This is a genomic window from Sinomonas sp. P10A9 (genome assembly GCF_041022165.1).
GTDB classification, from domain to species: Bacteria; Actinomycetota; Actinomycetes; order Actinomycetales; family Micrococcaceae; genus Sinomonas; species Sinomonas puerhi.
Map to the genome: position 1 here is coordinate 1,680,972 of NZ_CP163302.1, position 13,592 is coordinate 1,694,563.

10 protein-coding genes and 1 pseudogene are annotated in these 13,592 nt (G+C 71.5%); 8 read left to right on the forward strand and 3 right to left on the reverse strand.

The window, feature by feature from the left end:
* Positions 1–6 precede the first annotated feature (6 nt).
* Positions 7–735, forward strand: a complete 729-nt coding sequence (locus AB5L97_RS07650) for a 4'-phosphopantetheinyl transferase family protein (protein WP_369047074.1) — start codon at positions 7–9, stop codon at positions 733–735.
* A gap of 35 nt (positions 736–770) precedes the next feature.
* On the opposite strand, the gene AB5L97_RS07655 is transcribed toward AB5L97_RS07650, so the two are convergent.
* The 3 genes from AB5L97_RS07655 to AB5L97_RS07665 form a co-directional block, all read right to left on the reverse strand.
* Positions 771–2,144 carry a M1 family metallopeptidase gene (locus AB5L97_RS07655; RefSeq protein WP_369047075.1) on the reverse strand — a complete coding sequence of 458 codons (1,374 nt, stop codon included), beginning with the start codon at positions 2,142–2,144 and terminating at the stop codon, positions 771–773.
* Entirely contained in the window at positions 2,141–6,142 is a 4,002-nt protein-coding gene (locus AB5L97_RS07660) for a Pls/PosA family non-ribosomal peptide synthetase (RefSeq protein ID WP_423246831.1), read from the reverse strand. The genes AB5L97_RS07655 and AB5L97_RS07660 overlap by 4 nt, the downstream gene beginning before the upstream one ends.
* A gap of 119 nt (positions 6,143–6,261) precedes the next feature.
* On the reverse strand, positions 6,262–7,227 hold the full coding sequence (locus AB5L97_RS07665) for a quinone oxidoreductase family protein (protein ID WP_369047076.1): 966 nt from the start codon (positions 7,225–7,227) through the stop codon (positions 6,262–6,264).
* A gap of 112 nt (positions 7,228–7,339) precedes the next feature.
* On the opposite strand from AB5L97_RS07665, the gene argC reads away from it, so the two are divergent.
* The 7 genes and pseudogenes from argC to AB5L97_RS07700 form a co-directional block, all read left to right on the forward strand.
* A complete protein-coding gene (gene argC / locus AB5L97_RS07670; protein ID WP_369047077.1) occupies positions 7,340–8,398 on the forward strand; it encodes an N-acetyl-gamma-glutamyl-phosphate reductase in 1,059 nt (352 codons plus the stop codon).
* Complete coding sequence (gene argJ, locus AB5L97_RS07675) at positions 8,395–9,561, forward strand: bifunctional glutamate N-acetyltransferase/amino-acid acetyltransferase ArgJ (protein WP_307958998.1); 1,167 nt, start codon at positions 8,395–8,397, stop codon at positions 9,559–9,561. The genes argC and argJ overlap by 4 nt, the downstream gene beginning before the upstream one ends.
* Positions 9,562–9,568: 7 nt before the next feature.
* Positions 9,569–10,549 (forward strand): acetylglutamate kinase, encoded by a 981-nt coding sequence (argB, locus tag AB5L97_RS07680; protein ID WP_374049313.1) that lies wholly within the window; start codon positions 9,569–9,571, stop codon positions 10,547–10,549.
* Complete coding sequence (locus tag AB5L97_RS07685) at positions 10,546–11,865, forward strand: acetylornithine transaminase (protein WP_369047078.1); 1,320 nt, start codon at positions 10,546–10,548, stop codon at positions 11,863–11,865. Before argB ends, AB5L97_RS07685 begins: the two co-directional genes overlap by 4 nt.
* On the forward strand, positions 11,862–12,851 hold the full coding sequence (gene argF / locus AB5L97_RS07690; RefSeq protein WP_369047079.1) for an ornithine carbamoyltransferase: 990 nt from the start codon (positions 11,862–11,864) through the stop codon (positions 12,849–12,851). The genes AB5L97_RS07685 and argF overlap by 4 nt, the downstream gene beginning before the upstream one ends.
* A 4-nt stretch (positions 12,852–12,855) precedes the next feature.
* Positions 12,856–13,380 carry an arginine repressor gene (locus tag AB5L97_RS07695; protein ID WP_369047080.1) on the forward strand — a complete coding sequence of 175 codons (525 nt, stop codon included), beginning with the start codon at positions 12,856–12,858 and terminating at the stop codon, positions 13,378–13,380.
* Positions 13,381–13,467: 87 nt separating this feature from the next.
* Positions 13,468–13,584 (forward strand): annotated as a pseudogene (locus AB5L97_RS07700) (DNA polymerase IV); the annotation flags it as partial.
* Positions 13,585–13,592 lie beyond the last annotated feature (8 nt).

A 13,592-nucleotide genomic window follows, 5' to 3' on the forward strand; every position in this document is an offset into this window, starting at 1 on the left:
GCTTCGGTGCCGGGGGATCTCGTGCTGAGGGCGGTGCCCCTCGGCGCCCCGGGCTCGCCGCTTCCGGACGGCGCCCCGACCCCCGGTGAGCTCGAGCGGGCCGCTGCACTGGTCGACGCCGTGCAGCGGCACCGCTTCCTCGCCGGGCGTCTCGCGCTCCGGGCGTTCGTCGCGGGCCTTCTCGGGGTTGACCCCTACGAGGTGCGCCCCGCGTACACGTGCCTCGAGTGCGGGGTCGGGGAGCACGGTCGGCCGGGCTTCGTCCTCGCACACGACGGCGCCCCGCTTGGTGCGCTGGGCAGGTCCCGTCGGCTGCCCATCGCCGCGAGCATGTCCCGCGCTGGCGAGTGGGCCCTCGTCGCGGCCGACACCTCGCGCTCTGAGCGCACGCTCGTTCCCTTGGACCTCGAGGTGAGGCCCGGCGACGCGGAGGTCGGGCGGGGGATGGGGATCGGCGTCGACCTGGTCCGTGTCGCCGACGTCCGCGGCGCGATCCCGGATGCCGCCCTCACCCCGGCCGAGCGGCGTCGGGTGTCGGCGGCCGCCGACCCCGCGGCGGAGGCAGCGCGGCTCTGGGCCCGCAAGGAGGCCCTCCTCAAGGCACTCAGCACAGGACTGCGGACCGATCCGGCATCTGTCGAGGCCCTCGGCGACCGCCGCGTGAGCGATCTCGACGCCCGCTCTCTCGGGCTCCCGGAGGGCTTTGTCGCGGCCCTCGCCAGACCCACGCTCTGAGGGTCGCGTTCTGGCTCCCAGAACGGGCGCGGGGGCTAGGTCGGCATGGCAGGGAGCTTGCGCTCGAAGAGCCAGGGGCGCAGGAGCTCGGCGGGCCGGAACCTCCGAGCGCCGGCCCCGACGCGTTCCAGGAGCTCCACGAAATCAGAGGTCGAGGCGTTCCCGTGGCGGTTCTCCTCGCCGAAGGCCCTGAGGGCACGGAAGAATCGGTCGTCGCCGACGGCGCACCGCACGGCATGCAGGGCGAGGGCCCCGCGCTTGTACACGCGGTCATCGAACATGAGGTCGGGCCCCGGATCGCCGATGAGGAAGTCCTGCTTCTGTGCGGCGACGAGCTTCCAGGCGGAGGCCGCCCGGGAGCGCACCGAGCCCTGCCCGGCGTGCTCGCTCCATAGCCACTCGGCGTAGCACGCGAATCCCTCATGCAGCCAGATGTCCTCCCACCGCCGCACCGTCACGGAGTTGCCGAACCACTGGTGCGCGAGCTCGTGGGCGATGAGCCGCTGGGACTCCCAGGACCGGGTGATGTGGTTGCGCCCCAGGATCGAGAGTGTCTGCGCCTCGAGCGGAATCTCGAGGGGGTCCTCGGTGACCACGACCGTGTAGTCGCGGAACGGATACGGACCGAACAGGTCCGAGAACAGCTCGACCATGGCCCGCTGGTCCCGAAGTCCCGCCAGGGCCGCCTGCTTCAGATCGGGAGGAACCGCGGCATACACGCCGACGCCGGGCGAGGCCCGGTGAGGGATGTGCCCGAGCTCGAGGAGCTGGTATCGGCCGATGAGGAGCGTCGCAAGGTAGGGCGCCATGGGCTCGTGGACCTCGTACACCCACGTCTCCCGGCTCGCCTTGCGGCGGTGGCCCACAAGGAGGCCGTTCGAGACGACCCGGTAGCCGGCGTCCGCGGTGGCGGAGATGCGGAACGTGGCCTTCTGGCTCGGATGATCGTTGCAGGGGAACCAGGTGGGCGCACCGACCGGCTGACCCGCTACGATCACGCCGTCCGAAAGCTCCTCCCAGCCCACCTCGCCCCACTGCCCGTCCGCGGGCCCCGGATTGCCCTCGTACCGCACCTCGAGGGTGAAGTCCTTGCCTTTCGCGAGCGGGGACGCGGGGGTGATGCGGAGTTCGTTGCCGCGTTGGACCGTCCGTGCGGGCTTGGCGCCGTCCACCTGGGCCTTGAGCGCGCGCATGCCGGTGAGGCTCAGGGTGATCGTCTCCAGCCGCTCCTTCGCGGTGGCGCGGATCCGTGCGCGCCCGGCGAGGCGGTTGCTCGCGAGGCGGATGTCGAGCTCGAGGTCGTAGTGCCGCACGCGGTAGGCGCCGCTCCCGTGGCCGGGCGTGTACTGGTCCGGGAGGGCGCCGTTCTTGGACGTCTTCTTCGGCAGGATGTGCTTGTAAGGGCTCACCGGATGGGTGCCTCCGGCTCCTTCCACGGCACCACGGGATTGCCTCGCCAGTAGGAGGCAGCAGGAACATGCTCGCCGCGCATGACGAGCGACGCCGGGCCGACCGTCGCGCCGTCGGAGATCTCCGCCCCGGGCAGGACCACGCCGTGCGGACCGAGAGTGGCCCCCTCGCCGAGCACCACGGTATCGATGCTCATGATGCGGTCGTGGAAGAGGTGGGTCTGCACGACGCAGCCCCGGTTGACGGTTGAGCTGGGGCCGAGCGTCACGAGGTCGGCCTCGGGCAGCCAGTAGCTCTCGCACCATGCTCCCGAACCGATCTTCGCGCCCAGGGACCTCAGCCACCACACGAGAGCGGGGGTGCCGGCCGCCGCGCGCGCGAACCACGGCGCCGCGACCATCTCCACGAACGTGTCCTGGACCTCGTTGCGCCAGACGAACGAGCTCCACAGTGGATGCTCGCTGGCGCGGATCCGCCCCACGAACAGCCACTTCGCCACGGTCGCGGACGCCGCCGCGACGCCGCCGGCCACGAGCATGACGGCCCCGCACACGAGGGCGGCAGCCAGATAGCCCCAGGCGGCGGCGAGCCAGTCGAGGGACACGAGGACAACGACGGCGATCGCCACAGTGAGCACGACCGGCAGCGCACGGCACAGCTCCCACAACGCTCGCGCGACCTTGAGCCGCGACGTCGGGCGGAAGGTCCGCTCGGTGTCGACCGTGATAGCGGTGCGCCGGAGGCGGACGGGCGGGCTCCCGAGCCACGACGAGCCGGACTTGGCCTTCTTGGGGGTGGCGGAGAGGACCGCGACGAGGCCGTCCTTCGGCACCGAGCGGCCGGCCGCTGTCATGCCCGAGTTGCCCAGGAAGGCGCGCTTGCCCACCTTGGCCGGGGCGATCCTCACCCAGCCGCCGCCGAGCTCGTAGCTGGCGACCATCGTGTCGTCGGCGAGGAACGCACCGTCGGCCACCGTGGTCATCTTGGGCAGGAGCAGCACCGTTGACGCCTCGACGTCCTTGCCGATCTTCGCGCCCAGGATCCTCAGCCACACCGGCGTGAAGAGGCTCGCGTAGATCGGGAAGAGGACGTCGCGCGCCATGTCCAGCACCCGTTCTGTGGCCCAGACCTGCCACCCTGTGCGGGACCGGATGCGGTGGTAGCCCTCCGTCAGGCCGAGGCCGAGCAGCCGGGTGACCCCGGCGATGAGCAGAAGATTGAGCGCGAACCACGCGGCGGCCGCGAGGGGCGTCGCAGCGAGGAGCGGCCCCACGGCCTCGTGGAGTGAATGGTGCCCACGGACCAAACCTACGAGGACGAGAGTGGCCGCTGCGGCCGAGACGAACGGAATGAGGGCCAGGAGCGTCGAGCCCGCGGCGAACGCGCCGATCCACGCGCCCTCCCGCACCCGGGACCGCCTCACGGTGGCCTCGGGCCAGCTCGGTTTCGCCTTGCCCACGCGGGTCGCGGGCGACCCGGCGACGCGCAGGCCCTCCTTGACCCTCCCCGAGACGGCCGAGCCGGGGTCGACGACGGCTCCCGCGCCGATGCGCGCCCCGGGCAGGAGTGTGCTGCGGGCGCCGATCGTCGCGCCGGAGCCGATGCTGATGCCCCCGATGTGGACCCAGTCGCCGTCGATCCACCAGCCCGAGAGGTCAACTTCGGGCTCCACCGACGCGCCGGATCCGACGGACAGCATGCCGGTGACCGGCGGTACGGAATGGAGCACGGCGTCCCGGCCGATCTTCGCGCCCAGGGCCCGTGCGTAGTAGGGGACCCACGGCGCGCTCGCGAGGCTCACGGCCTGCGCGAGATCCGCGATCTGCTCTGCGAGCCACAGCCTCAGGTGCACGCTGCCCGAGCGCGGGTAGCGCCCGGGAGCGACTCCCCGCAGCAGCAGGCGCGCGGCCACCACCGAGATGCCCATGCGGCCCCACGGACTCACGAACACGATCCATGACGCCGCGACCCACCACCACGAGAGCGTCGGGGCTGCGGAGAACCCGGAGCCGGTGGCAATCGCGGCGGCTCCCGACAGCAGATTGTTCCCGGCCGCGAGGTACGTGAGCCAGCGCATGCCGACGAGGATGAAGAGTGGGATCCCCATGAGCGTCTGGACCAGCTGGGTCCTGCGGGACGTGGGCCGCACGGTGCGCTCGCGGGGTTCCGTGGACCCCGCTGGCGCGGAGCCGAGCACCGCCTCGACGAGGGCCCCGACGCGGGGGTGGGCGTAGATGTCGGCGACCGTCACCGTGGGGTAGCGCCGCCGCAGCGCCGAGACGAGCTGGGCCGCGGCGAGGGATCCACCGCCGTGGGCGAAGAAGTCGGCGTCGAGCCCAGGCGCCCTCGTGCCGAGGACAGCGCCCCACTGCTCGACGATCCACGCGGCGTCCTCGGGAAGCTCGAGGTCCGGGCCCTCGTCGTTGTCCTGGCCGGGCAGCGGCCACGGAAGCGCGTTGCGGTCCACCTTGCCGCTCGTCTTGGTCGGGAGGGTGTCGACGACGGCGAGCACCGGCACGAGCGCCGCCGGCAGCTCGCGCCTGAGGTGCCTGCGGGACGCGGCGAGGTCCGGTGCAGTGCCCTCGACCGGCGCAAGGTAGCCGACGAGGATCTGGTTCCCGGCCGCCGTCGTGCGCACGGCAGCAGCCGCGCCGGCGATGCCGGGGAGCGACTGGAGTGCGGCGTCGACCTCTCCGAGCTCGATCCGGCGGCCGCCGAGCTTGACCTGCTCGTCGGCGCGGCCCTGGAAGAGGAGGCCCGCGGACTCGAACTTGACGAGGTCGCCCGAGCGGTAGGCGCGCTCCCAGCCGAGCGTGGGCATGGGGGCGTACTTCTCGGCGTCCTTGGCCGGGTCGAGGTAACGGGCCAGGCCGATGCCGCCGATGATGAGCTCGCCGATGCCGCCCTCCGCGACGGGCAAGCCTGCGGCGTCGACGATCGCGAGGTCCCAACCGTCGAGGGGGAGCCCGATCCGCACGGGGCCGACGCCGTCCATCGGCGCCGCGCACGCCACGACGGTCGCCTCGGTGGGCCCGTACGTGTTCCACACTTCGCGGCCGTCCACGGCGAGCCGCGCCGCAAGCTCCGGCGGGCAGGCCTCGCCGCCGAAGATGAGCAGGCGGACGTTCTCGAGGGCCTCGGCCGGCCAGAGCGCGGCGAGGGTCGGAACCGTCGAGACGATCGTGATGCCCCGCTGCACGAGCCACGGGCCCAGATCCATCCCGGTCCGCACGAGGGCCCGGGGTGCCGGCACGAGGCATGCGCCGTGGCGCCAGGCAAGCCACATCTCCTCGCACGAGGCGTCGAAAGCGACTGAGAGCCCGGCGAGGACCCGGTCCTCGGGGCCGATCGGCTCGTCCTGGAGGAACAGCCTGGCCTCGGCATCCACGAATGCAGCGGCAGAGCGGTGCGCCACGGCCACGCCCTTGGGCGTCCCCGTGGACCCCGACGTGAAGATGATCCAGCAGTCGTCCTCGGGGGCCGCCGGGCGCGGTGCGGGGAACGGCTTGGGGCGCTTCTGGTCCACGACCATCGTCCCGCCGCCCCGCAGGATCCCGGCAACCTTCGCCTCGCTGAACACGAGCTTGGCACGCTCGTCCGGGTCGTCGGCGTCCACCGGGACGTACGCGGCCCCCACGAGCATGGTTGCGAGGATGGCCACGTACAGCTCGGTGGTTCCGGAGGGGATGCGGATCCCCAGACGGTCCCCGGCCCCGAGGCCCGCGGCGTGCAGCCTGCGGCCCATCGCACGGACCTCCTCGAGGAGCTCCGTGTAGGAGAGCGCGCGCGTTCCGTCGTCGAGAGCGGGCGCCTCGGGAAAGGCTTCGGCGGTCGCGGTCAGGACGTCGATGAGGGTCCGAGGGTCCGGGGTGCGGTCGGACCCGGGCAGCTGGGGCGGATACGGCTGCCCGGTCTCGAGGGGGCGCGGGGTCTCTGAGGCCTGATCGTCGAGTGGTTCACTCACAGCCGTGCCTTCAGGCTCGTTGGTCGATGTCATCGTGCCGCCATTCTTCCACCGGTGCCTCGGCTCCGGAGGGATCTCGGGGCCGAGGCGCTGGTCACGGCCGGGCATCGCCGGCTGTCAGTGACGACGGCGCGTCAGGGAACGGCAGCCTGTCAGGGAACGAGAAGGACCTTGCCCGTCGTGGCGCGGCCCTCGAGCGCCCGGTGGGCGTCGGCGGCCTGGCTCAGGGGGAACTGGGCCCCGATGCGGACATTGAGCGTCCCGTCCGCTACGGCGCCGAAGACCTCGGACGACCGCCAACGGCGCTCGGCGGCGTTGAGGAGGTGGTGGCCGAGGGTGGGGCGGGTGAGGAACAGCGAGCCGCCGGCATTGAGCCGCTGGGGGTCGACCGGCTCCACCGGACCGGAGGCAGCGCCGAACAGTACGAGCATGCCGCGGATGCGCAGGCACTCGAGCGAGCCGTCGAACGTGTCCCGCCCCACGCCGTCGTACACGACATCGACCCCTGTGCCGTTGGTGAGCTCGCGGACCTGCTTGGGGAACTCGTGGTAGCGGATCACATGGTCGGCCCCAGCGCCTGCTGCGAGTTCGGCCTTGCCGTCCGTGGACACGGTGGTGATGACCCGGGCGCCGCGCGCTTTGAGCATCTGGATGAGCAGGAGCCCCACGCCGCCGGCGCCCGCGTGGAGGAGGACCGTCTGGCCCGGCTCGACGCGGAAGGTCGAGTTGATGAGGTAGTGGGCCGTCATGCCCTGGAGCGGCAGCGCGGCCGCCGTCAGGAGGTCAACACCCTCGGGGACGGGGAGCGCCCGGTCCGCCGCGATGAGCGTGTACTGCGCATACGTGGCAGTGCCTTCGGCTGTGGCGACGCGGTCACCCTTCGCGAAGTCGGTCACCCCCTCTCCGACGGCGGTGACGACGCCGGAGGCCTCGGAACCGGGGGTGAAGGGCAGCGGGACCTTGTACAGTCCCTGCCGCTGGTACGTCTCGATGAAGTTCACGCCCGCGGCGGCGACGCGGACGAGGAGCTGGCCGGGGCCCGGCTCGGGCATGCCGACCTCAGCGGGGGCGAGGACCTCGGGCCCTCCCGGGACTGTGGCGACGATGGCGTTGATCATGGGATTCTCTCCTGCTTCTCGTTTCGCGTCCGGACCCATCCTAAGGACACGCACTCGATCCCCCTATGCATAAATATTGACTACCATGCATAAACTTGCCTACAGTGGGCGCGTGACCATTACTGCAGCTGTCTCCGGAGCCAGCGGCTACGCCGGGGGAGAGGTCCTCCGGCTGCTGGCCAACCACCCCGACGTTGAGATCGGGGCGATCACGGCCCACTCGAGCGCCGGCAGCCGGCTGGGCGAGCTCCAGCCGCATCTCCTCCCGCTCGCCGACCGCGTCATCGTCGAGACGACGACTGACAACCTCGCGGGGCACGACGTCGTCTTCCTCGCCCTCCCGCACGGCGCGTCCGCCGAGGTGGCCGCGGCCCTGCCGGACAGCACGCTCGTGATCGACGCGGGCGCCGACCATCGTCTGGAGGACCCCGAGGCCTGGTTCCGGTTCTACCGCTCCGAGCACGCGGGCACGTGGCCGTACGGCCTTCCCGAGCTCCCGCTGGGCGAGAGCGGGGGAGCTGGCCGCAAGCAGCGCGAGAAGCTCCTCGGTGCGCGTCGCATCGCCGTCCCCGGCTGCTACCCGACGTCGGCACTCCTGGCCCTCACGCCCGGCTTTGCCGCAGGGCTCCTCGAGCCCGACGACGTCGTGATCGTCTCCGCGTCCGGCACCTCCGGCGCGGGCAAGAGCGTCAAGGCGCATCTCCTCGGCTCCGAGGTCATGGGGTCGATGAGCCCGTACGGTGTGGGCGGCGGGCACCGCCACACTCCCGAGATCGAGCAGGGACTCTCCAACGCCGCGGGCGAGCCGGTCACCGTGTCCTTCACGCCCACCCTCGCACCCATGAGCCGCGGCATCCTCACGACGGCGACCGCCCGCGTCAAGGCGGACGTGGGTGTCGCTTCGTTGCGGGCTGCGTGGGAGTCCGCCTATGGGGACGAGCAGTTCGTCCACGTCTTGCCGTCGGGCCAGTGGCCCGCGACGCAGATGGTCATCGGCTCCAACAATGCGGTGATCCAGCTCGCGTTCGATGAGCACGCCGGCCGGGTGATCGTGAGCTCGGCGATCGACAACCTCACCAAGGGCACCGCGGGTGGAGCCATCCAATCCATGAATATCGCGCTGGGCCTGAACGAGGGCGCCGGCCTCAACCAGCTGGGAGTCGCACCGTGACCGTCACCGCACCGAAGGGCTTCCGGGCCGCCGGTATCACCGCCGGGCTCAAGGCCTCCGGCAAGCCGGACATGGCCCTCGTCGTCAACGATGGGCCGGACAAGCACGGCGCTGCCGTGTTCACGTCAAACCGAGTCATGGCCGCGCCCGTTCGCTGGTCAAAGCAGGTCGTCACGGACGGCCGGGTCGACGCCGTCGTGCTCAATTCCGGCGGGGCCAACGCCTGCACCGGCCCCGAGGGCTTCCAGAACACCCATCGCACGGCCGAGAAGACCGCGGACGCGCTCGGCATCTCCGCGGGCGACGTCGTGGTCTGCTCGACGGGCCTGATCGGCGAGCAGCTGCCGATGGACAAGATCATCCCGGGCGTCGACGCCCTCGCCGCCGCCCTCGCGGACAACGGCGGCCATTCGGCGGCCGTGGCGATCATGACGACGGACACCGTGGCGAAGGAGGCCGTGTTCACTGGCGCGGACGGGGGTGGGGTCGCGTACACGATCGGTGGCATCGCCAAGGGTGCCGGCATGCTCGCCCCGGGCCTCGCGACGATGCTGGTGGTCCTCACGACCGATGCCGAGATCCATCCCGAGATGCTCGACGCCGCGCTCCGTGACGCAACCCGGGTCACGTTTGACCGCGCCGACTCCGACGGCTGCATGTCCACGAACGATTCCGTGGTGCTGCTCGCCTCCGGCGCGTCCGGAGCCGTTCCGGACGCGGCGGCGTTCACCGCTGGCCTCACCCAGGTATGCGCCGAGCTGGCCCGCAAGCTGATCGGCGACGCGGAGGGCGCGGCCCATGACATCGCGATCCGCACCTTCAACGCCGCGAGCGAGCGTGACGCGGAAGTCGTGGCACGGGCCGTTGCCCGATCGAACCTCTTCAAGACCGCCATCTTCGGCAAGGACCCCAATTGGGGCCGCGTGCTCTCCGCCGTGGGCACGACGGACGCGGCCTTCGAGCCCGACTCCATCAACGTGTCCATCAACGGCGTCGAGATCTGCCAGAACGGCGGGATCGGCAAGGACCGCTCCCTCGTGGACCTCGAGCCGCGCGAGGTGGTCGTGGAGATCGACCTCGCCACGGGCAGCGCCGAGGCGACCATCTGGACCAACGACCTCACGCACGACTACGTGCACGAGAACTCCGCGTACTCGAGCTGAGGCCCGCATGACAGAGAGCAGCAGCGCTGACGTGAGCGCGGCGCGCAGGAACATCCGTCTGGCGATGGACAAGGCCGAAACCCTCATCGAGGCCCTGCCGTGGATCCAGAAGTTCGCCGGCACCACGATGGTGGTGAAGTACGGCGGCAACGCCATGGTCAACGACGAGCTGCGCCGCGCCTTCGCTGAGGACATCGTGTTCCTCCACCACGTGGGCATCCACCCGGTCGTTGTCCATGGAGGCGGCCCGCAGATCAGCGCCATGCTGAACCGCGTGGGGATCGAGAGCGAGTTCAAGGGCGGCCTGCGCGTCACGACGCCCGAGGCGATGGAAGTGGTCCGGATGGTCCTCACGGGCCAGGTCAGCCGAGAGCTCGTGGGCCTCATCAACTCCCACGGGCCGTACGCCGTGGGCCTGTCGGGCGAGGATGCCGGCCTGCTCCGCGCGGTGCGCACGGGCGCCGTCGTGGACGGCGAGGAGGTGGACCTCGGCCTCGTCGGCGAGGTCGTCGGCGTCGAGCCTGGCGCGGTGCTGGACATCCTCGAGGCCGGGCGGATCCCGGTCATCTCGGGGATTGCCCCCGAGGTCGTCCTCCCGGAGACCGCCGGGGCCGCGCCTGCCTTCCAGCCCACCGGCCAGGTGCTCAACGTCAACGCGGACACTGCCGCCGCCGCGGTCGCCGTTGCCCTCGGGGCCTCGCGTCTCGTGATCCTGACCGACGTCGAGGGCCTGTACCGAAACTGGCCGGACAGGGATTCGCTCGTCTCCCAGATCTCGGCCTCGGAGCTCCGCGAGATGCTCCCGGAGCTCGCCTCAGGCATGATCCCCAAGATGGCCGCGTGCCTCAAGGCGGTCACCGAGGGCGTGGACCGTGCCGCGATCGTCGACGGGCGCAGCCCCCACACGATGCTCCTCGAGATCTTCACGAACGCCGGAGTCGGCACCCAGGTGGTGCCCGACGGGGAAGGAACGGGTACACCAGCATGACCAGCGAGAACCTCCAGGGGCACCGCCCCCTCTCCGAGCTTGTCGGTGCCTCGTCGGGTGCGTCCTGGCTTGCGAGGTATTCGGACTCGCTCATGGGCGTGTTCGGCACGCCGCAGCGCGTGCTCGTCCGCGGCCAGGGCTGCTACGTGTGGGACGCCGACGGCAAGCAGTACCTCGACCTGCTCGGCGGCATCGCGGTCAACGCGCTCGGCCACGCGCACCCGTTCGTCACCTCGGTCATCTCGTCCCAGCTCTCCACGCTCGGGCACGTCTCGAACTTCTTCACAAGCCCCACGCAGGTGGCCCTCGCGGAGAAGCTCCTGCAGCTCACCGGCGCACCCGCGGGGTCGAAGGTGTTCTTCGCGAACTCGGGCACCGAGGCCAACGAGGCGGCGTTCAAGCTCGCGAGGCGGAACGCCACCAACGCGGCCGGGGGGAAGCGCACCAAGGTCGTCGCCCTCGAGGGCGCGTTCCACGGCCGCACGATGGGCGCCCTCGCGCTGACGGCCAAGAAGGCCTACCGCGAGCCGTTCGAACCGCTGCCCGGCGGCGTCGTGCACGTGCCGTTCGGTGACATCGACGCCCTCGCCGCTGCCGTGGACGAGACCACGCAGGCCGTCTTCCTCGAGCCGATTCAGGGCGAGGCCGGCGTCGTGCCGCTTCCGCCGGGCTACCTCGCCGCGGCTCGAAAGCTCACGCACGACGCCGGCGCCCTCCTGATCGTCGACGAGGTCCAGACCGGGATGGGCCGCACCGGAACCTGGCTCGCGATCGAGGGCTCGGGGATCGTGCCCGACGCCGTGACGCTCGCGAAGGGACTCGGCGGGGGCTTCCCGATCGGTGCCCTCGTGACGTTCGGCGCCGAGAACAGCGCGCGCCTCTCGGCCGGTCAGCACGGAACCACGTTCGGCGGAAACCCGGTCGCCACGGCCGCGGCGCTCGCCACGGTCCATGCCATCGAGACCCAGGGCGTCCTCGCGAAGGTCCGGGCCGTGGGGGAGCGGCTCCGCACCGCCCTCGCCGCGCTTCCCGAGGTAGCCGAGGTCCGCGGTCGCGGCCTGCTCCTCGGAATCGATCTGACCGGTCCTGGCGGGGACGCCGCGCAGGTGCCGGCCGGCGCGAACCTGGCGGCCGCCGTCGTGAACCAGGCGCTCGAGGCGGGCTTCATCATCAACGCGCCCGGCCCGCGGACCATCCGCCTCGCCCCGCCGCTCATCCTCACGGCAGCGCAGGCGGACACCTTCGTCGCCGCGCTGCCCGCCCTCGTTGCCGCCGCCGCCGACCATCTGGCCCAGACCGCCAAGGAGACCAAGTGAACACCGCCGCCGGAACAGTACGGCACTTCCTCAAGGACACCGACCTCAGCCCCGCCGAGCAGGCCGAGGTACTCGATCTCGCCGTGCGCATGAAGGCAGCGCCCTACTCGGTCCAGCCGCTCGCCGCCGATGGCTCCGCCCGCAAGACCGTCGCGGTCATCTTCGACAAGACCTCGACCCGTACCCGCGTTTCCTTCGCCACGGGAGTCTCGGACCTGGGCGGAACGCCGCTCGTCATCAACCCGGGTGAGGCCCAGATCGGCCACAAGGAGTCTGTCGAGGACACCGCGAAGGTCCTCGAGCGGATGGTCGCCGCGATCGTGTGGCGCACGGGCGCCCATCAGGGACTCGTGGACATGGCCGCGAACTCGCGAGTGCCCGTGGTCAACGCCCTGTGCGACGACTACCACCCCTGCCAGCTGCTCGCGGATCTCCTGACGGTCAAGGAGCACAAGGGCACGCTCGCCGGGCTCTCCATGGCGTACCTCGGCGACGCGGCGAACAACATGGCCAACTCGTACCTCCTCGCCGGTGTCACGGCCGGCATGCACGTGCGCGTCGCTGGGCCCGAAGGCTACCTTCCCTCACCGGAGGTCGTCGCCGAGGCCGAGGACGTTGCCGTCAAGACCGGCGGGTCCGTCCTTGTGACGATCGACCCCGCGGCCGCGCTCGAGGGCGCCGACGTGGTCACCACCGACACCTGGGTCTCGATGGGCCAGGAGGCCGAGAAGGCGGAGCGCATGACGCTCTTCCGCGACTACTCTGTCGATGCCGAGGCGATGGCCACGGCCGCGCCCGACGCCGTGTTCCTCCACTGCCTCCCGGCATACCGCGGGTACGAGGTCGCCGCCGAGGTCATCGACGGGCCGCAGTCCGTGGTGTGGGACGAGGCCGAGAATCGCCTGCACGCGCAGAAGGCCCTCCTCGCGTGGGTCCTGCACTATTCGGGGCAAGCCGTCGTCGAGGGCCTCCCGGCGGTGCCCTGAGGGGATGGCGGTGACCTCGATCCCGGGCTCTGCTCCGCAGACCAAGGCGGCCCGCCAGGCGCGCATCCGCGCACTCCTGGCGGGGGCCTCGGTGCGCTCGCAGGCGGAGCTCGCAACGCTCCTCGCGGACGACGGCGTGCAGGTCACCCAGGCGACCCTCTCCCGTGACCTTGTGGAGATCGGGGCGGTGCGCGTGCGCGGCGCGGACGGCGGCCTCGTCTACGCGATCAGGGGAGAGGGCGGCGACCGGAGCCCCCGGACCGGCCAGGCCCCTGAGGTGCTCGATGCCCGGCTCGCGAAGCTCTGCGCCGATCTGCTGGTCACGGCCGAGGCCTCGGCGAATATCGTGGTGCTGCGTACCCCGCCGGGTGCGGCCAATTTCCTGGCTCTCGCGATCGACCACTCGGTGATCCCCTCGATCCTCGGCACGATCGCCGGGGACGACACGGTCATGATCATCACGCGCGACGCCGCCGGGGGCGAGGCCGTCGCGGCCCGGTTCCTCGAGCTCGCGTCTCAGGGGGCCTGAGCCGGGTAGCACCAATCACAACAGGCCCCGGCCGGCATGGCATGCCTGCAGCAGCGCCTGTTATGCCGGTGAGGGCCTCTCATGCGGAACCTCGCGGCCGCGATCGAACCCGGCCGGCCCATCCGCCTCCTGGGCCTGGGGGCCGAGATGACCATGCCCGACGACGCCCGCGAGGGGCACACGCCCACGCGCGGCGGCTGGTGACCGCGTCA

Coding starts and splice junctions, on each gene's coding strand:
- AB5L97_RS07660 (WP_423246831.1), bottom strand. CDS start 6,142: ATGACATCGACCAACGAGCCTGAAGGCACGGCTGTGAGTGAACCACTC.
- AB5L97_RS07665 (WP_369047076.1), bottom strand. CDS start 7,227: ATGATCAACGCCATCGTCGCCACAGTCCCGGGAGGGCCCGAGGTCCTC.
- argB (WP_374049313.1), top strand. CDS start 9,569: ATGACAGAGAGCAGCAGCGCTGACGTGAGCGCGGCGCGCAGGAACATC.
- AB5L97_RS07695 (WP_369047080.1), top strand. CDS start 12,856: ATGGCGGTGACCTCGATCCCGGGCTCTGCTCCGCAGACCAAGGCGGCC.
- AB5L97_RS07685 (WP_369047078.1), top strand. CDS start 10,546: ATGACCAGCGAGAACCTCCAGGGGCACCGCCCCCTCTCCGAGCTTGTC.